The organism is Streptomyces roseochromogenus subsp. oscitans DS 12.976, from assembly GCF_000497445.1.
In the GTDB taxonomy this organism is placed as follows: domain Bacteria; phylum Actinomycetota; class Actinomycetes; order Streptomycetales; family Streptomycetaceae; genus Streptomyces; species Streptomyces oscitans.
The window spans coordinates 9,591,281-9,609,877 of record NZ_CM002285.1; the positions used below are offsets into that span (position 1 = coordinate 9,591,281).

Below are 18,597 nucleotides of genomic sequence, written 5' to 3' on the forward strand. Positions count from 1 at the left end.
AGCCTCCCTCCACCCTGGCCGGCGGGGCGTACTTCGCCTTCAATGGCGACTCGACCGGAAGGCTCCTCCCATGCCCTTCTTCCTTTCCCAACCCCGGCCAGATCAACGGGTAATGGCTGTGAGGCAGGCGGGGGCGAGGCCCTCGTACGGCGGTGAGCAGCAGACCGACATCTCAGAACAGGCCGGGTGGCACTGTTCACGAGAGCGGGCAGCGCTTGTCCATGAGTTGGGGGGAGCCGGGGGGTGGGCCGGGGTTCGACATATTCACGGGTTCTGAGAGCACTGGCGGACAGCGGTTCTGCTCAGGCGGGTGCAGGTGTAGTCCTAGCTGTTGGAGTCTGACCGCAGTCGGCTGGGCGATGGTCCCCAGGGGCCACTCGTGCCGGCTCAGCCGGCGGTGAGGATGCGGCAGATGTCGCCCTCGGTGCAGGTGGCAGGGTCGGTTGTGGAGGCGGTGCGGGTCAGCTCGCGCAGCGTGGCGCGGGTCGCCTCCAGTTCGGCGATCCGGTGCTCCACGTCGGCGAGGTGCCGGCCGAGGAGCTCGGTGACGTGGCCGCAGGGCGGGTGACCGCCGTCGCGGATGGCCAGGATGTCACGGATCTCGGCGAGGCTGAGGCCGGCCGCCTGGGCGGAGCGGATGAAGCCGACCCGGGCCCGCGCATGGGCCGGGTAGTCGCGGTAGCCGCCCGAGGTGCGGGGCGGGTCCGCCAGCAGCCCGGCCTGCTCGTAGTAACGAAGGGTCTTGGTGGTGGTGCCGGTGGCGGCGGCGAGGGCTCCGATGCGCATACCTCCACGGTAGCCCTTGACCTTCCAGCGTAATGGAAGGTCTAGCGTGGGCCGCGTGACCTGGAGGTGCCGCCGATGCGTGTGGAGATGCTGACCGTCCCGGACTGCCCGAACGGCCCGGTACTCAAGGAGCGGCTGGCGCTCGCCCTCGCCGGCCGTGCGGACGTGGAGCTGACCGGGCACGTGGTCGACGGCCAGGCCGAGGCCGAGCGCAGGGGCATGCACGGCTCGCCGACGCTGCTGGTCGACGGGCGCGATCCGTTCGCCGCTCCGGGCACCGCGGCCGGCCTGTCCTGCCGGCTCTACCGTGGAGCGGACGGCCGGGTCGACGGGGCGCCGTCCGTCGAGGCGCTGCGGCAGGTCCTCGGCACCACGGCCACCACGGGGGCGGACCAGGCTGTCGGCCGGGCCGGGCGGGGTCGTCTCGCGCCGGTCGAACGGGGCCTGCGGGCGGTGCAGCAGGCCGTCCTGCGTTCCTTCGCCACCACCGGCGCCCCGCCCGCGGCCGCCGAGTTGGAGTCGGCGGCCGAGCCCTTCGGCGTCCGCGCCGCCCAGGTGCTCGCCCAGCTGGCCGCCGAGGACTTCCTCACCCTGGACGGCACCGGTCGCATCCAGGCCGCGTACCCGTTCTCCGCTACCCCCACCGAGCACGCCGTGCAGATCGCCGGCGGCGCGACGGTGTGGTCGATGTGCGCGATCGACGCGCTCGGCATCCCCGCCATGCTGGGCACCGACGCCATCATCACCTCCAACGACCCAGTCACCGGCGACCCTGTCCGCGTGGAGTTCACCGGCGGAAGGGCCACCTGGCAGCCAGCCACCTCGGTGGTCTACTGCGGCACCCGCCCCGGCGACGGCCCGGCCGCCACAGTCTGCTGTGGCTACCTGCGCTTTTTCACCGCGCGCGGCACCGCGGAGCAGTGGACCGGACAGCACGCCGGCATGAGCGGCGCCGTCCTGGACCAAGCCGAGGCCGAGCGCTTGGGCGCAGACATCTTTGGCCCCCTGCTGGCCGCACCCGCACCGTGAGCCGGACCGCCATGAACCCGCCCCAACGCCACGACCCGGCCACCCGGAGAGGAACAGCGGCCCTGCTCGCGGCCGCCACGGCAGCCATCGTCTGCTGCGCGGGACCCGCCCTGATCATCGCCGCGGCCTCGGGCGCGCTCGCCGCCTGGCTCAGCAACTGGTCCGTCACCGCCGCCGCGCTGCTGATCACCGGGGCCGTGGCTTGGTGGCTACGACGCGGCCGGCGGTCCTGCCGCCCACCAGGTCGCTCTCAATGATCGGGATGTTCGGACGCCAGGTCACCTGCTGCTGCCGACCTCACCGAGCTTCCCCAAGCGCCGGCCCGTGCCTGGCCCAGGCGCTGTCGATTCTCGTGAACATCGAAAACGCCGACCGCGGGGCGCCTGGCAAAGTGATTGTCCCCTGTCATCCCATCGGACGTTTGACAGCGAACTCAGCCGTTACGTCGTGCGGGGTGAGCGCTCTGAGGGTGTTGCATGGCTGTACTGGCTGGGGTGGAAGGCGCTGGGCAGTACGTCGAGGTGTCGTACGCGGATGCTCTGCATCGAGCCAGTGAGGACGGCGCGGGCGGGGAGCGGTGCCGCCTTCACCGGAACGGCCGCGCCGTTGCGGTGAAGGCGGTCGATCGGCGTGCGGTGCTCTTGCGTCGGTTAGCGGACGACGTGGACGGTCACCGGCGTGGAGGTGCGGTCCGTCTTCGCGTGCTGGTGGTGCTTGTCGGTCGAATACAGCACTGAACGGAACTGCAGCTCGCCTGTGTGCGTGGCCTTGACGTTTGCGCGCGCATCACCGGAGAAGCTCCGCGTGACGGCGTGCCAGTGGCCCCAGTGGCCGGGTTTGCCGGACCGCTCCTGTATGGTGTACTGTTCGGCGTCGTTATCTCCGTAGCCGCGTACCTTCACCACGTGGCTGGCATGCGCGGTGTGGGGGGTGGCCTGAATCGAGATGTCGCCCTTCGCGAACGCCGGGGATGCCGCCAGTCCTGCCGAGGTCACACCCAGCGCGGTGACCATCGCGAGCCGCTTCATGCCAAGCTTCATACTCGGATCTCCTTGGATATCTCCGTCCCCTTTGCGTCAACTAGGCTTCATAGCTGCTTGATTGACGCACTTCCATCGGAGAAGAGTGGTTGGCTTGCCCAGTAGTTGTCCCCCGATTCTCACTACCTCGTAACTGGCGTCAGACGATCACCGGGCTGCCTCACCGTGCACTTACCGAGAGGCACTGTCTGACGGCCAACCCAGTCGGCCCAGGTCGGAGGCGCTGCCCCCGACTGACTTCCCCACGTTCTTCTTCGGGACTGGGCGAGCCCTTCGTATGGTTGGCGCCCCAGGGATGCCGGGTGTTTGTGTCCTGAACGTGGATGGAGCTGGTTGTAGGAGCAGCTCTTGAAGTGATGCTGTGCGGAAGATGAAGGTTGTTGGCCCTTCGGAGTCGCCCTGCGGGGGGAGGCTTCAAACCACCTCGTGCTGCGTTGGCTGAAGACCGTCGTGGTGAGCGACGAGGAAAAGGCGTCGTAAGAGGCGTCAGGTGGGGATCGGGAAGACGAACGCAAGTGAATCGCTGCTGACGTGTCGTAAGAGTCAAAGGTGACATCAAAACCGGGGTGTATACCCAATCCCGGGACGAGTCTGGCGGGTGCCCGTTTACTGGCCAGTCGGTGTCCGGCATGCAGGCGACGTGAGCCCGGTCTGCGGCTTCCGTATGGAACAGGAGAAGGCGTTCCTTGCCGCTGCTCGTCGTAATGGCGAGTGAGAGGGAGTGTCCCAAGCAGCCGAAACTGCAAGGGATCGAGTACCGAGGTCAGGCGCGCCGGCGGACCGGCTCGTAGTAGTGGCGAAGCCCCTGTAACGGGGGTGGAGCGAAGGGGCCGGGTCGTTCGTGGCTGAGTTGATCGCGTCAACCGGGCGGTGCCCGGGAGGAATTCGGTGGACCAGTTGAAGTCACAGGCCAAGCCGTTTGAGATTTCAAAGTGGGAAGTCAAGGAGGCGTGGGAGGAAGTCAGGGCGAACAAAGGCGCTCCCGGGGTGGATGGGCAATCTCTGGACGAGTTCGAGAAGGATCTGAAGGGGAACCTCTACAAGGTCTGGAACCGGATGTCGTCGGGGTCTTACTTTCCGCAACCGGTGCGCGCGGTGGAGATTCCTAAGCCGCATGGTGGAGGCACGAGAATCCTCGGGATTCCTTGTGTGGCTGACCGGGTGGCGCAGACTGTGGTGGCCAGGCATCTCATGCGCCGGGTGGAGCCTGTATTCCATCCGGATTCGTATGGATACCGGCCCGGACGGTCGGCGCTGGACGCGGTCGCACGCTGCCGGGACCGCTGCTGGAAGAGGAACTGGGTCATCGACCTCGATGTCGCCAAGTTCTTCGACAGCGTCCGGTGGGACCTCCTGGTCAAGGCGGTGGAAGCCCACACCGACGCCGTATGGGTGATTTTGTATGTGCGGAGGTGGCTTCAAGCGCCGATGCAGCAGCCCGACGGCAGCCTGCTGGTCCGGGACCGCGGGACCCCTCAAGGATCTCCGGTCTCGCCCGTGCTGGCGAACCTGTTCATGCACTACGCGTTCGACACCTGGCTGGCCCGGGAGTACCCCGGCGTCTGGTTCGAGCGTTACGCGGACGACGCGGTGATCCACTGCGTCACCGAGCGGCAGGCCACGGAGGTCCTGGCCGCGCTGATGGACAGGATGGAACGGGTCGGGCTGCGACTGCATCCCGACAAGACCCGGATCGTGTACTGCAGGGATGGCAAGCGCCGAAACTCGTACGAGCACACGGCATTCACCTTCCTTGGATACACCTTCCGCGCCCGCAGGAGCCGGGACAAGAAGGGAGAGAGCTTCCTCTCCTTCGACCCGGAGATCAGTAAAGAGGCCCTGAAGCGGCTCAGTGCGGAGGTCCGTTCCTGGCACCTTCATACTCGGGCCGACCTTTCCTTCGTTGATCTCGCCCGGTGGGTCAACCCACGGGTGGCGGGGTGGATGCAGTACTACGGCCGCTTCCGGCGGTCGGGGCTGGATCCCCTTCTGACGCGCATCAACGCCTACTTGGTGCGATGGATCCGCAAGAAGTACGAGCGGCTCAAGGCGAAGCGGAAGGCCATTGCGAAGATGGGGGAGATCGCCAAGCGGTATCCCCGCATGTTCGCGCACTGGCCTTGGACTACCGCCTCGGCCTGGTGACCAGGACGGCAGGAGCCGTGTAACGAGAGATCGTTCCGCACGGTTCTGTGAGAGCCGAGGGGTGAGATTCCCCTCGGCTACTCGGCGACTAACCAACTTCTGCCATCAGTGGCTTACGACGATTGGCCGCTCGGCACCCCACGACGACTCGGCTGCCAATTACGAATTGCGAATGATCGATTCGTAGGGAATCGACAGCGAGATCGTCCGTCGGGAGGCACCAGCAGCACACCGCACGGAGGCACCACAGGGCCGCGATCTGGGCCGGCATCGACGCAGGTAAGACCCATCACCACTGCGCCGCGATCGACGAAAGCGGCCGTCGGCTGCTGTCGCAACGCGTCGCCAACGACGAGCCCGAGCTTCTCGAACTCATCGCCGACGTCCTGTCCCTGGGCGACGAGGTGGCCTGGGGCATCGACCTGGCCGACGGGGGAGCCGCCTACGCCGCTGTTCCCGGTCCCGCCTCTCTCGGATCTCCCAGCGGCCGGGTCAGCTCGTCATCCTCGGCCGCCCGGCGTCCCGGTTCCGTCTCGTCCAGCTCCCAGTAGTCCCGGCACTCGTCGCACCGGTGCTCCAGGATGCCCGCGTTGGTGGCCAGTACGGCTCCGTGCGGACAGCCGCTGTCGTCGCCGCGTCCCGCGCATTGTTGTTCCCAGTTGTCCCCCATGCGGTTGACCGTGCGGCGTGCGAGCGGCAGTCGGCAGAGGGCGTGCAGGGCGCACGGGCGCTCGCGTCCGGCAACACACCTCAGCACCGGCCAGTAGCCCCAGCCGCTCGCTCTGTTCGGCTTCAGGGAACCTCACCCACCCCGTCCTGTTGGTGGTTTGCATGTGGCTGTCAGTGACTGATCGTCGTCGTGGAGTCAGCGGAAAGACCGGGGTGAGCAGGTAGGGGGGTGGCGCTCTCTGCTGGCGATGCGTGTCACCAGTGACGAAAGCCCGGGCCGGTATTAAGCAGACCATCATTCGAGTCGGTGGCCTACGCCTTCTACCTGCGCTCGATGGGCGGTTCTCTCGATCGGATCGAAGCCCAGCGTCAGCCAGATGCTTTCATCTTCACCCTCGGGCCGGGAACCAAGCCCGAGGCCTTCATGGGTGATCCGGCGGCCCAGGCGCCTAGAGAGGGCCTCGGCCAGGTACCCGGCGTCGCCCCGGACGGCTCGGCGCCCTGGCAGGTCGTTGACCCGCGCGCAGGTGGTGGAGGAGTCAGCCGTGACGTCCACCTTCAAGGCCACCGGCCCCTGACCGTGAGCGACCGCGAAGCGGTGCTGGTCTACACCGTCTCGACCCTGCCCGTGCGGTGGGCTTGACCCCAGCAGGCACCAGACCCTGCGGCCGGTGGGCGGCTTGGCGTGGCATGCGCAGTTGGAGCACGATCGGGTGACGGTCACATTCACGGCGTGTGCGGGTGAGCGCTCAAGTTCCCTCGGACCAACACCGTGTCCTTTGTCGTGTGGGCTCGCTGGTCTGGCCATGGGGTGGGATACCTGGAGTGGGATTGTTCCGGACGGGCTGTGGGAGATTTCGGAGCAGCTGATCCCGCAGTCGAGGGTTGGGCCGCAGGGCGGGCGACGCAGGAAACGCCTGATGAGGCGCTGTTCGCTGCGGTCATCTACGTCCTTGTCGGCGGTTGTGCTGGCATCCTTGCCTCCGTGCTTCGGCGTATCGATGATTGACTGTCTCCGATATCGGGGGCCTTTTCGGACGATCTTGGGGTGCGCGATGGCACGTGCACGGAACCGGCCGGACCCGGACGCCGGACCGTTAGAGCGTTTCGCCTACGACCTGCAGGTACTGCGAGAAAAATCAGGGGCATTGGACTACCGGTCGATGGCACGTCGAGTCGGCTGCGCGCCCAGTACGTTGTCCACCGCCGCGGCCGGGAAGCGGCTTCCCACTTTGGAGACCACGCTGGCCTTCGTGTGTGCGTGTGGGGGAGGCCTGGAAGCGCAGGCCGAGTGGACTCGGCGTTGGGAGCATGTCCGCACCGAACTGAATCGGCAACCCAGCGGTGAGATGGCCGGGCTGAGCGCGGACCGCGGTATGGCCGGAGACCACACCCTTCCGGACAAGCCAACCGCGCAGGAGAACATTGCGAGCGGTGGCGTCGCCTCCGGGCTGATCAAGTCCGAAAGGCGATACGGCAGAAGGATGGGCGTGCTGATCGTATGCGCTGCGGCTGCCTCGGTCATCACAGCAACAGGGCTCGTCGGCGCGAACGGCGATCACAGTCCCCGCGCGCACATCGCTTCCCACGGTTCACCGCGGATTACCGTGTCGTCAGCGAGCCCGACCACCGCAACCGCGCCAACCCCTGAGCCCGAGCGGAGGCACGGCCCGCTGATCATGATCCCGGGTCGTGCCGTGGACCTGGACTCGCTTGCCCCGGACTGGGCCGAGCAAGCCGCTCCCGGCCCCACCAGCACCGACGTCGAGTTCGACTTCTCTGATCACGCGCTGACCGGACTCCGCAACGCCGACATGGCCGTCCTCCCTCCCGGTAGCACGGGCACCTTCAGCGAATGCGCGCTCGAGCAGAATTACGGAGTCGCTCTTGCCGCCCACGACATCCGGCCCGGACGGTTGCTGTGCGATATCACCAGCGACAACAGGGTCGCCCTGCTACGCGTGACCGACGTACAGCACGATGCGGTCGGCACTCCGGACCAGGTGACCTTCGACGCTGTTGTCTGGGTCCGCCCCCACAAGAACTGACCGGGCGGCGAATGCCGGGTGAGGTATCGGATGCTGTCCCGCAGGAATCAGAGCACCCGGACGCCGTTGTCGGTCGTCCTTCGTCCGGTCCCAGCACGACCGTTGAACAGTTGCTGACGGCCAGTGTTTTCCCTGTTCAGCGGTGTCCGAACAGAAGCGAACAACTTCTGTTGTTTTCCCCTTGCCGAACACCGTACGGGTGGCTGTCCTGTGGGGCAGGATCCCGCGCAGTCGTAGCGGGCCGCTGCTCTCCCGGAGGTTCACCATGCGTTCTGTGCTGCCACATTCCCGGATACGCGCAACGACGTTGCGCGTTCTGGCCGCGTCCGTAGCCACTGCGGGGCTGCTCCTTCTTCCCGCCACGAGTGCCCACGCGGCAACCGCCCAGCCCGCGTCGACCGGCCCCTGTTACACCAGCCCGAGCCAGAAGAACTGCGACAGGCAGGACCCGATCAAGCAGGGCTGCAACGCGGACGCGGTCACCGTGGCGGGGTTCACCGTCACGAGGCCGTGGGGGAAGATCGAACTGCGCTGGTCGAACCACTGCAAGCCCAACTGGACTCGCTTCACTGCCGCTTACGAGAGCACGTGGGCCGTCAACGTGGAGCGTCAGAGCCCGCATCTCCAGGTGGGCGAGGCCGTCGAGATCGCCGCGGGGGGCCAGCACTACACGGACATGGTGTACGCGCCAGGGCCGGCGCAGGCATGCGCCAACGACGTCAACAGCGACAACGGCGCCTGCACCGGGTACACGAAGTGATACGGCAACGAGCAGTCGGTGGGCCGAGGTTCACGCGCCACCCCATCGCCGCGACCGCGGGAACTCTGCTGCTGTTGTTCATGGCAGTGTTCCTCCCTGCCACTTCCGCATCAGCTGCGACCGGCGGCTGCAATCCGCACATCAAGGTCAACGGCTGGGATGTCGGCGTGTGCATCAGCGACCGCAACACCTCCGCCGTGACTGCGGATGTGTATCTCAACGTCGTCCCCGGCCCGCAGCCCTCCAACTGCAGGATGTACATCGAGATCTGGAGTGACGCAGGTCTCGAGGCTCCCCGTGACGACGGGCATCCCTGCGCCGCCCGCAGCTCCTCCTACGTGTACACGGTGCAAGGCCAACCGGCTCGACTGAAGATCATCCGCTGCTATCGGGGCCTGCATGCCCACGCCTTCTACTACGTGGGATCCACGATGCACATCGGCGACAGCCCGCACTTCGACTACGGGTGCTGACTCATGGTGCGCAGGTCTGGCAGATGCCGCGTGATGAGTGTCTAATCCCTGCCGGGGAGCCCTGACCGAAGCCGCCCCACCGCACCAGCGCGGTGGGGCGGCCCCTTGCGCCCCCCGAATCAGGATCAGCGCGCGCTTACACCATGTAGGACACGGTGTAAGGCCCCTTGGAGGGCGGGGAGTTCCGCGCATATCTCAACGAGGCACTCGACGTGCTGATGGCCCGCTGCGGGGCATGACGGACACGGCCCCTCCGGAAGCTCGGCCATCGCGAGACCGCCGCCGCGACTCTGATCCAGCACCCCCGCTACGTCGACACCGCTGACGAGTGCTGGGACGAGAACGTGCACTTCAACGCCGCCGCCCGGGAAGCTGTACCCCGGCACATCGCGGAGATCAGGCGTCTACGCAGGCAGCCGGAAGCCGGCCTCCCGAGCAGAGATGAAGAAGGGTGAACTGATCCACAGCTATTGACAATTGCTCATCCGGATCACGCGGGGATGACTGCTACCCAGGGTGCCCTGCTTACGCACACCGCGCCGATGAAGCCCCCCGGCCCCGCCTGCATTCCCGTCGTCACCGGCACCCGCCCGGCCGACAACCCCCGCCGGTATGGCCCGCCCGCGCCGCTGGCCGCACTCTGCCTGCGCCCGGCAGAGCATCGAACGGCTGCGCGGATTCCTAAGTCGGCTGCGACTTGGCGGATGGACTCAGGGGGTGTCGACGCGCACGGCGGTCGCGGCCAGAGTCGTGTAGTTCATCGTGAAGCGCCCGCCCATGGAGTCGATGGCGTCCCCGACCGCGTCCAGTATTTCGGCCAGCTGATCGGGACGGAGTTGGGTGAGGCCGCCGGTGGTGGGCAGCAGGTCCAGCCATTGGTCGCGCGTGTAGGACTGCTGCCAGTCGAATCGCCACTGTTCGGGGTCGTTGAACTGTTCGGTCTCCCGGATCTTGTCGGCGAACTTCGCGTATCCTGCCTGGTAGAGGTCGAGCGGGCGTCGGGCAGGTTGACTGCTGAGCGGGGAGTCGGGCGCCACCCGCCGGAAGGCAGCGGCAAACGGTTCAGCCACCTCGGCAGGCGGCTCGTACACGTGCCCGAAGATCGCCAGCCGTCCCTCTGGACGCAGTACACGTGCCGCCTTCACGGTGCCGGCGACCGGATCCACCCAGTGCCACGACTGGGCGGCGACGACCGAGTCGAACGTCCGGCCGGCGGGCTGCCAGGCTTCGAAGGCCGCCACCTCGACCTCCAGGCCACGGGCTCGTGCGAAATCGGCCATCCGCGCATCGGGCTCGACGCCGAGCACGGTGCACCCAGCGGCTTGGAACTGACGGGCTGCGATGCCGGTGCCGCAGCCGATGTCGAGCACGTCGGGCCCGGGGCTCCCTGCGACGATCCGCGCCACCAGTGCATCGGGGTAGGCGGGCCGGGCTTGGTCGTAGCGTTGGGCATCCACGCCGAACGACTCGGCCGTCCGTCGGGCCTTATGCGGCTCTGCTGGGGATGGTTCTGGTTGTTCTCGCGGTAAGGTGGGCATGCGCCCACCTTAGTGGGCGAATGCCCACTAGGCAACGGATGCCATCGGGCTGACCGCACGAGAGGATCTGCGAGTGCCAACTGGGGTGCACCTCCGCGACGCGCGGCAGCAACTGTTCGACGCTGCTGAACGCGTGCTTCTGCGGGACGGGCCGAACGGGCTGACCAGCCGGGCCGTCACCGACGAGGCGGGCTGTGCCAAAGGCGTCTTGCATCGGCACTTCGCCGACTTCGACGCCTTCCTCACCGACCTCGTGCTCGACCGGGCCGCACAGCTTGAGACGCAGGCGAGGGTGCTGCGTGAGTCCGCCGGAACTGGCACGGTGGCCGACAACCTCACCAGCGCGCTGGCCAGCCTGTTCGGACCGATTCCGGTGGCACTCATCCCGCTCATCACCTTCCGGGATGAGCTGCGCGCACGGCTGCGGCAAGCCAGGCCAGGAGGCGGTATCGCGATCCTCGCCCAGGCAACGACTGCGATCTCGATCTATCTGGCCGACGAGCGTGGCCTGGGCCGCATCGCGGCCGACGCCGATATCGACTCACTCACCCTCTCCCTGGTCGGTGGCGGGCATCTCCTGTTCGCAGACCGCGACCCCGGACCGCCGACCACGGCCGCCGTCAACAAGCTCGTGACAGCGGTTATCGCCGATGCCGTGCAACGACGACCGGCCTAGGGACGACCTTCTGGGTCTCGGTAAACCCACGTACGCCTACCGTGGTCCGGCCACCCACCTTCAGAGCCTGGCCGGCCTCCTGGCCGCAGCCGCCGATGGCCACGAGCAGCCATCCCCGCTCTCATAGCGCGCGGAACCACGCTGCAGCCTCCCGACATCATGTGGACACGGCGCTGACGTCATTGCTTGAAGTGAACGAAGCCACGAGGAGGACACGCTTGCGGAGCAACGGGAGTCCGGCCCGGTTGAACAGGCGAACTCGGCCTGGAGGAAAGACTTGAAGCGGTCGAGTGGAACGCTGCGGCGGTCATGGGCCGAGGCGAGCAGCGTGTCGAGGCCGGTGTCGCGGTAGTGGCTCTACCTTCGTCTACGGGCCTTGGGAGTCTTCCCTGAGGACGCCCCGGCCACGATCTGGGCATTCGGGCTTGCCGCCGGCCGGCTGAGCATCGAAGAACTCGTGGATCGCATCCGATCTGGTGTCGCCCAGTCCGCGACCTGATCGTGGACTACCTGCGAGAACGGCAGCCGTCGTTGGACTACACCAGCCTGGACGCGGTGTCGCGGACGCTGGCCGGGCTGTTCTGGACGGTCTGGACGTGAGCGCGCGTGCCCGGTGGTCAGCGCATGAGGCCGCGCAGCAGCCGTCGCCGACAGCGGCTCCAGTGAGCCGGGCGGGCCACCGTGCCCGAACAGGCCAGTTCGGCGAGGTCCAGGCTGTCCTCCAGGCAGGCGTCGCGGAACGTCTTCTCCCGCAGGGCGACGTCCAGGCGCCACAGAGCGGTGATCTGGTTCTCGGCCAGGGCCTTGGTGCGGTCGGGCGGTGCCGGACGCCGCTCGATGCCGATGGTCGGATCGCCTTCGATCCAGCCGTGGCGCTGCCACCAGCCGATCGCCTTGCGCGCGATGGACAGCTCCCGGTTGACGGTGTCGGCGTCCATCTCGTCCGCCCGCGCTGCCGCCAACTCGGCCAGCAGTTCCGGCAGCGCCGGGTCGTCGATCGCGTCGACGGCGAACGGGCGGCTTCGCTGCCCGGCGGGCGGGTCCGGTTGGAGCCGGTTTGCCGGCGAGCATCCATCCCCGGTTGGTCGAGCTGACGGAGCAGCGGGTGAGTGGTGTTCGGGACGTTTTCGGTGGTGGACGTGCTGCTGCCATGAGGCGGAACACATCCCGGAAGACTTTTGATCCCAAGCCCGTTGTTGGGGCAACCACAGGACCGTACACTCTGCCCGTCCGCACAGCTGTTTCACATACCCCCCTCCTGTCTGGGTGGACGTACCAATGGACCGCTCCGTGCTGAACCACGCCCGGTCCTGGTCAGCGCAAGTCCCCTTCGGTACCCCCAGGAGGACTCTCGATGGCAGTACCCGCAAGAACATGGCTGCTCACCGCAGTGAGCAGCCTCGCGCTCGCGGTGACAGGCACCTTGTCCGCTCCCAGTGGAGCTTCGGCAGCCGCCTACCCGCGTGTACATCCGACTGTCGCCGACTATCTCCAGTTGACGTCCAGTCAGATGCCGCCCACGCAGGCGCAGTGCGCCTCTGCTGGGCGGCGGTGCTTCAGCCCCCAGGCGATACGCGCGGCTTACAACGTCACACCGCTCCACGCGGCCGGTTATGACGGCCGAGGTCAGACGATCGCGATCGTCGACTCGTATGGCAGTGACACCATGGCCCACGACCTGCACGTTTTCGACCAGGCCTTCGGGGTGGCTGCGATGTGCGGTGAAGAGGGCGTGCCCTGCCAGGCCGGCATGCCGAAGTTCGGCGAACTGCACCTTCAGGGTTCCCCGGCCACCGTGGCACCGCCGCCCACCAGCAAGGGCACAGGTCAGGAGGACAAGAGTGCCTGGGCGCTCGAAGTCGCCCTCGACGTCGAGACGGCGCACGCGATGGCCCCAGGCGCGAACATCCTGCTCGTCACCACACCGACCGCCGAGACCCTCGGCGTTCAGGGTTTCCCGCAGATGATGGCCGCCGAACAGTACGTGATCGACCACCACATGGCCACGGTGATATCGCAGTCCTTCGCCTCCGCCGAGGGAGCCTTTGGCAACAGCCAGTCGCTGGAGGGCTTGCGGTACGCCTTCAAGTCGGCTACGCAGAACGGCGTCACGGTCTTGGGTTCCTCGGGTGACAACGGGACCGCGGACTCCACCAAGACCCCGGTCAAGTCGGGCGGCACCCCGATCCCGTACCCGTCTGTCGAATGGCCCGCCTCCGACCCGCTGGTCACCGGTGTCGGCGGCACGTATCTGTGCACCGACCCCGGCGCGACGGGCGCACGCGTCACCGACAGCGCCGACAAACCAGCCGTATGCGGTACCGACTCCGGTCAGTCGGAGGTGGGCTGGACCTTCTCCGGCGGCGGTTACAGTCAAATATTCGACCGGCCGGACTACCAGGCGGGCGCTCTTCCCGACGGCAGCACCGCAATCGGGGCCAAACGCGGTGTTCCGGACGTGAGTCTGCAGGCCGCCCCCAGCACCGGCGCACTGGTCTACGTATCGCTGCCGCCCGACGGCAACAGCGGCCTGAAATGCGGAAGTTCCCCGTGCAGCACCGGCTGGTACGACATCGGGGGCACTTCGCTGTCGTGCCCGCAGTGGGCGGGCCTGGTATCCATCGCCGACCAGATCAACGGCGGCGGCCTCGGTCTGATCAACCCCGCGCTGTACCGGATCGGGGCCAATCCACCCCAGTACACCGTCGACTTCAACGACACGACGACCGGCAACAACACCGCCGACCCGACCGTGCCCGGCTACCCGGCGACCAAGGGCTGGGACCCGGTCACCGGCCTCGGCACCCCGAACGCGGCAAAGCTCCTGCCTGACCTGGTGAGCGCCGCACACGGCGGCTGACCCACACGGTTCCAGGGGCCCGCGCAGCAGCATGACAAGGCTGCGCGGGCCCCCGGCTGTCTGTGGTCGGCCATGCCGAGGCGAAGCCCGTGCTGCCCATCCGGCAGCACCACGTTCGGGCTGCCTGGGCTGGACGGGGCGACAGGCGGTCTGCACGCAGGCCGGCTAACGCTCGTGGCGGCCGCTCCGAACGTCGGTGGAAGCCTGCTGGGACTGGCCGCTGCACGGCAGACCGCACTCGTCGACAATCACAAGGTTCTGTACGCGGCGTCGGGGCCGAACCAGGCCGACATCATGCGCCGGATCATCTCTGCGGAGACCGGGGGCGATTACCCGCGTCTGAAGCAGGGCCGCCTCACCGAACACGAGCAGCAGGTCGCCCAGCAGTTGGTCCAGGCGCCGCTGCTGATCGACGACGGCAGTGATCTGACCGCCGAGGCGATCGCGGAGACCGCCCCGTACGTTCAGGACCTGGCTCTCGTGGTCGTGGACCGGCTCCAGACCGCCCACAACGCCCGGCTCCCCCTGTCCGGCGACCGCCTTCCGAGCGCCTCCCAGGTCCTGGCCGGCCTCGCGCGCGCCCTGGACGTCCCGGTGCTCGCCATCGTGGACAGCGACGATCCCACCCTCCTGCGCCTGATGGACGCCGATGTCCTGGTGACGCTCGCCCCGACCGGGGACCCTGCCAAGGTCCAGGTGACGGTCGCGGAGCGGGACTTCGGTGCGATCGACTCGGCGTACCTGCGGCCCGACCTGCTGCACGCCCGCTTCCTCGACGCCGGAGTGGCCCCGGTCGGCCGGACGGGCGGCGAAGGACCCGCACCGTCTCTGGGCTATGCGGTGGAGCGGGAGCTGGCCGAAGCCGCGCTCCCGTACACGTCCGGCGCCCAACAGGGGCTGCCCGCCTCCGTCACCCACGTGTTGGCGGCACTGCGCACCGCACTGGCCAACGGCGACCCGGAATCCCTTACGGATCTCGGGCCGTCGCTCGCCGAGGCGGCCGCGGTACCGCCGCAGCTGCCGGACACTGCTGAAGGACGCCGCCTCGCCGCTGCGCTGCAGGCGTACAGCAGCGCCGCGTCCGCCGGCACCACCGAGCAGCCCGCCGTTGCCGCTGTCCAAACCGCCGCTGACAGTGCGCAAGTCCCCGACGCCGTAGACGAAGGAGACGACGGGGACGGCCTGGTAGCGGGGGATGAGGAGGACGAGCCCGAGGGCCACGTCTTCCCCGCCCTGAAGATCCTCAAGGACGCGGTCGCCCGCTCGAAGATGCACCCGATCCCCGTCATCCGCACCGAGGAACGCGACAGTGCCCCGTGGACCCTGATCAGCGAGGACATGGACGGCGAACCGCGCTGGGTCCACCCCGACGTCACCCTTACCCGCGTTCCCTACATCAAGGCGAACGGAAAGCGCGTCAGGCGCGACAAGCTCGACGTGCCGGGCTCCTTCGGCGAGGGCGTGCTGTGCCTGATCGACCGCAATGGCAGCTTCCCCTCCGCCTGTTCGGCCGTTCCCCTCGCTCCGAACAAGCTCCTTCATACCGGCCCGCTCGACGCGTTCGACAAGACGAAGGCCGGCATCTACCTCATCGACATCCCACAGTGGCACCGCACCGACATGCCGCACCCACTGGGGCGCATGATCGAGCGGCCCGACGAGGACGGTCGCGTGTGGGTCACCACCCCGCACCTCAAGCAGCTGGAGAAACTCGTCCGGGAGGGACACCTCGGCGCCGCGCCGACCATTCACGACTCCTGGACCGGGAAGGCCAACGAGTCCCTGTTCAAGCCCTTCTACGAAGCCACCCGGAAGGCACGGACCGAGCTCGTCCAGATCGGCGGTGAGTCGTACAAGGCGTACAAGACCCGGCTGTCCATCGCGCTGCGCCTGCTGTGGCCCAAGCGCCCGGACCAGAAGTCCCCGTTCTGGCGGCCCGACTGGCGCATGAGCATGGTCGCCGAAGCCTCCGTGCGCCACTGGTCGGTAGCCTTCCGGGCCGTCCAGGACGGCCACAAACTCATCGCCCTGCGCAACGTCGACGCGGCCGTCTTCTGGACACCCCCCGGCACACCGCCCGCCACGTACCGGATCGGAACCGGCTTCGGCGAAGTAAAAGCCAAGTTCGTCCAGCGCGGCGAGATCATCCCCGAAGGTGATGACTGATGGCCGGGCCCACCGGCCACGGAAACTCCCTGGGAGCCGCCCTCAATGCCCTGCTGCGCTCCCAGGCCACCCCCCGCCACCGGCTGTCCACGTACAACGCCAAGCACTGGCACGCCCAGCTCTCCCAGCTGACCGGAACCCGCCGCGGCTACCAGGCCCTGGAGGACGCCGGCCTCCACGTGACGACCCAGACCCTGATCAACTGGCTGTCCGATCCCGAGTACAACATCCGCCGCAGTTACCGCGACCTCATCCACACCGCATACGAGAACGCCGCCATCGTCCCCGCCGAACCGATCCCCGACCACGTCAAGAGGGGCCAGTTCGAGATCAGTGGCATCGTCAAGACAGGCGATGACGAACGTGAGCGCGGCAACCGACGAGCCGCCCCGCTGCGCATCGACGGCAGCCGCGGCGACTGGCACGCAATCGAGGAACTCTGGCTGGCCGGCGAGCTCACCGACGACGACTTCGAGGACCACTTCATCGACGACATCATCGTGGCGGACATCGGTGAAGGCACCGACGGATGGGAGTTCCCCGGCACCTCGTACTCCATCGAACTCCGGTAGCAACACGCAGCTGAACCGCCCGCCGCCGCAACGGAATCCGCACCAGGAGTGTCCAATAGACGGCGGATCCGATGATCAAGGAGACGCCTGATGAGCGAGACCATCGTGGACACCGAGGCCGTCGAGGCGCCGGTGGTCCAGTCGGCTGCGGAGGCGGTGTCGGACGAGCAGTTGGTCGCGATGCTGGTCGACCGTGCCCGCAATGACGGGCTGCAGCTGACCGGGGAGGGCGGGCTGCTGCAGCAGCTGACCAAGCGGGCACTGGAGTCCGCCCTGGAGGGCGAGATCACCGATCACGTCGGCTACGACAAGCACGACGCGGCAGGCCGGAACAGCGGCAACAGCCGTAACGGCACCCGGTCGAAGACCGTGCTGACCGACGTCGGCCCGGTCGAGGTGAAGGTGCCCCGCGATGTGGCCGACACGTTCGAGCCGCAGATCGTCAAGAAGCGGCAGCGCCGCCTGACCGGCGTTGACGAGATGGTGCTGTCCCTGTCCGCGAAGGGGCTCACGCACGGGGAGATATCGGCCCATCTGGCCGAGGTGTACGGAGCGAACGTCTCCAAACAGACCATCACCACGATCACCGACGCGGTGACGGAGGGCATGGCCGAATGGCAGTCACGTCCGCTGGATCGCGTCTGCCCGGTGGTCTTCGTGGACGCGATCCACGTGAAGTGGACTTGGACACTGGCCCGAAGTTCAGCCGCTCGATACCTCCTTCACGTGGCTGTCCTTGCTTACCTGGTGCGACCTCGTGTCGCACACTGAGCACTTCAGTTGGCGGCGTTCGCCAGCTGAAGTGCTCACCTCGATGCCGAGCCGGTCGAGCCGGTCGACCAAAAACGCTAAGGAGCAGGCTCTCTCATCCGCCGTGATCTGTCGCAGCGCGCGCTCGTAGGTGGCAGCACTGCCGGCTACCTTGAGCCGGCTCCGGATTGCGGAGCCTGTTTCGGCGTACGTACCGGGCGGGACTCCGAGATGCCTCGCGGCATCGGGCTTCGTCGTGGTTCAGCCGGTGTACACGCTCCACACCTGCCAGGCGTTGCCGGGGTTGCAGCCCTCCTCGCGATAGGCGTATAGGGTCCCGAAACCGCCGTCCAGGCAGACGCGTCCGTCGAAGGCGAAGAACGTCTCGGGAGTGTAGCCGTTGGTGGTGGCTCCGGCCCTGGCCACAGCCCATATGGCACGGGGGTCGTTGTAGGAGCAGGGGATCAATTCCACGTCGGAGGAACCGGCAGAGGCGCCAGAGGGGCCGGTGCCCTGTCCAACGGCGTACAGGCAGTAGCCGGGGCCGGTCTGGTCGTCTTGGGTGGTCTGGATCTGCACGTAGGCGTGGCCTCCGGCGTCGGGGGCGGCGCTGATGATGCGGAAGTATGTGCCGGCCCAGCCGCAGGAGTTGCCTATGCCGGCCGACGAAGTGCTGCGTGCAATGACGCAGTTGCCGCTGGCGTTGTTCTGCACGGTTGTGCTCGGGATGTTGAGGGTTGCGCTAGCCGTTTGCGTGCTGAGGGCAAGGGCTGTTACGCCTACGGCCAGGACCGTGGCGAGATTTCTGGTCCGCTTCATCCCTGTCGCACCCCTTGTCCTCCGGTTATGTCTGGCATGTCCCCCCTTGGGGCCGGCCCCGGAGCCGTAGTCCTGGCAGCGGGGCGCTGTGCGGCACCGTCTGGCTCGCAGGCGCTCGCGGTGTGGGTGAAGCTACCGACCTGCGTCCTGCGGCCGTCCTAGATCCGTCCTTTCGCCAGGTCAGCCCGTGGCGGCAGGGCATGGTCGATGCGCCCCCCAGGTGCGCCTGGGGCAGCCACCATGCGCGCGAAGATCGGCCCCAACGC

At 67.6% G+C, this 18,597-nt stretch carries 17 protein-coding genes and 3 pseudogenes; 14 read left to right on the plus strand and 6 right to left on the minus strand.

What is annotated here, in order from left to right:
* Positions 1-387 precede the first annotated feature (387 nt).
* Positions 388-786, minus strand: coding sequence for a MerR family DNA-binding protein (locus M878_RS91110; RefSeq protein WP_023553940.1), 399 nt, complete (start codon positions 784-786; stop codon positions 388-390).
* A gap of 75 nt (positions 787-861) precedes the next feature.
* Between M878_RS91110 and M878_RS91115 the strand changes: the two genes are divergently transcribed.
* Complete coding sequence (locus M878_RS91115) at positions 862-1,815, plus strand: alkylmercury lyase family protein (RefSeq protein WP_023553941.1); 954 nt, start codon at positions 862-864, stop codon at positions 1,813-1,815.
* An 11-nt stretch (positions 1,816-1,826) separates the two neighbouring features.
* Positions 1,827-2,072: a mercury transporter gene (locus tag M878_RS98110; protein ID WP_158692906.1), complete on the plus strand. Its 246-nt coding sequence runs from the start codon at positions 1,827-1,829 to the stop codon at positions 2,070-2,072.
* Positions 2,073-2,465: 393 nt separating this feature from the next.
* On the opposite strand, the gene M878_RS91120 is transcribed toward M878_RS98110, so the two are convergent.
* A complete protein-coding gene (locus M878_RS91120) occupies positions 2,466-2,855 on the minus strand; it encodes a hypothetical protein (protein ID WP_023553942.1) in 390 nt (129 codons plus the stop codon).
* 888 nt (positions 2,856-3,743) lie between these two features.
* On the opposite strand from M878_RS91120, the gene ltrA reads away from it, so the two are divergent.
* Both ltrA and M878_RS95795 read left to right on the plus strand, forming a co-directional pair.
* Positions 3,744-5,000 (plus strand): group II intron reverse transcriptase/maturase, encoded by a 1,257-nt coding sequence (gene ltrA / locus M878_RS91125; protein ID WP_023553943.1) that lies wholly within the window; start codon positions 3,744-3,746, stop codon positions 4,998-5,000.
* A 257-nt stretch (positions 5,001-5,257) separates the two neighbouring features.
* Positions 5,258-5,443 (plus strand): annotated as a pseudogene (locus tag M878_RS95795) (IS110 family transposase); the annotation flags it as partial.
* Here the strand turns inward: M878_RS95795 and M878_RS91130 are convergent.
* Entirely contained in the window at positions 5,443-5,670 is a 228-nt protein-coding gene (locus M878_RS91130) for a hypothetical protein (RefSeq protein WP_023553944.1), read from the minus strand. The pseudogene M878_RS95795 and the gene M878_RS91130 overlap by 1 nt on opposite strands.
* A gap of 306 nt (positions 5,671-5,976) precedes the next feature.
* Between M878_RS91130 and M878_RS91135 the strand changes: the two genes are divergently transcribed.
* The 5 genes and pseudogenes from M878_RS91135 (at position 5,977) to M878_RS91145 (ending at position 8,950) form a co-directional block, all read left to right on the plus strand.
* The gene (locus M878_RS91135) at positions 5,977-6,312 is read left to right on the plus strand and encodes a hypothetical protein (protein WP_023553945.1); all 336 of its coding nucleotides are present in this window, start codon (positions 5,977-5,979) and stop codon (positions 6,310-6,312) included.
* Positions 6,313-6,475: 163 nt separating this feature from the next.
* Positions 6,476-6,670 (plus strand): annotated as a pseudogene (locus M878_RS99165) (transposase); the annotation flags it as partial.
* A gap of 54 nt (positions 6,671-6,724) precedes the next feature.
* Positions 6,725-7,717, plus strand: coding sequence for a helix-turn-helix domain-containing protein (locus M878_RS98115; RefSeq protein ID WP_209445702.1), 993 nt, complete (start codon positions 6,725-6,727; stop codon positions 7,715-7,717).
* Between the two features lie 274 nt (positions 7,718-7,991).
* Positions 7,992-8,477, plus strand: coding sequence for a DUF2690 domain-containing protein (locus M878_RS95805; protein ID WP_158692909.1), 486 nt, complete (start codon positions 7,992-7,994; stop codon positions 8,475-8,477).
* Positions 8,478-8,557: 80 nt separating this feature from the next.
* Positions 8,558-8,950, plus strand: a complete 393-nt coding sequence (locus tag M878_RS91145) for a hypothetical protein (RefSeq protein ID WP_158692911.1) — start codon at positions 8,558-8,560, stop codon at positions 8,948-8,950.
* A gap of 710 nt (positions 8,951-9,660) precedes the next feature.
* Here the strand turns inward: M878_RS91145 and M878_RS50545 are convergent.
* Positions 9,661-10,488, minus strand: a complete 828-nt coding sequence (locus tag M878_RS50545; RefSeq protein ID WP_031227362.1) for a class I SAM-dependent methyltransferase — start codon at positions 10,486-10,488, stop codon at positions 9,661-9,663.
* 73 nt (positions 10,489-10,561) lie between these two features.
* On the opposite strand from M878_RS50545, the gene M878_RS91150 reads away from it, so the two are divergent.
* Positions 10,562-11,164, plus strand: a complete 603-nt coding sequence (locus M878_RS91150; RefSeq protein WP_031227363.1) for a TetR/AcrR family transcriptional regulator — start codon at positions 10,562-10,564, stop codon at positions 11,162-11,164.
* A 617-nt stretch (positions 11,165-11,781) separates the two neighbouring features.
* On the opposite strand, the gene M878_RS000000100900 is transcribed toward M878_RS91150, so the two are convergent.
* Positions 11,782-12,102, minus strand: coding sequence for a hypothetical protein (locus M878_RS000000100900; RefSeq protein ID WP_245238344.1), 321 nt, complete (start codon positions 12,100-12,102; stop codon positions 11,782-11,784).
* A 557-nt stretch (positions 12,103-12,659) separates the two neighbouring features.
* Between M878_RS000000100900 and M878_RS97110 the strand changes: the two genes are divergently transcribed.
* The 4 genes and pseudogenes from M878_RS97110 to M878_RS91165 all read left to right on the plus strand — a co-directional run.
* The gene (locus tag M878_RS97110; RefSeq protein WP_037731335.1) at positions 12,660-14,024 is read left to right on the plus strand and encodes a S53 family peptidase; all 1,365 of its coding nucleotides are present in this window, start codon (positions 12,660-12,662) and stop codon (positions 14,022-14,024) included.
* Between the two features lie 174 nt (positions 14,025-14,198).
* The gene (locus M878_RS91155) at positions 14,199-16,190 is read left to right on the plus strand and encodes a DnaB-like helicase C-terminal domain-containing protein (protein WP_023553955.1); all 1,992 of its coding nucleotides are present in this window, start codon (positions 14,199-14,201) and stop codon (positions 16,188-16,190) included.
* Positions 16,190-16,762, plus strand: coding sequence for a hypothetical protein (locus M878_RS91160; protein ID WP_023553956.1), 573 nt, complete (start codon positions 16,190-16,192; stop codon positions 16,760-16,762). Before M878_RS91155 ends, M878_RS91160 begins: the two co-directional genes overlap by 1 nt.
* Before the next feature lie 90 nt (positions 16,763-16,852).
* Positions 16,853-17,440: pseudogene (locus tag M878_RS91165) on the plus strand (IS256 family transposase); the annotation flags it as partial.
* Between the two features lie 333 nt (positions 17,441-17,773).
* Here M878_RS91165 and M878_RS91170 read toward each other — a convergent pair.
* Positions 17,774-18,331 carry a hypothetical protein gene (locus tag M878_RS91170; protein ID WP_158692912.1) on the minus strand — a complete coding sequence of 186 codons (558 nt, stop codon included), beginning with the start codon at positions 18,329-18,331 and terminating at the stop codon, positions 17,774-17,776.
* Positions 18,332-18,597 lie beyond the last annotated feature (266 nt).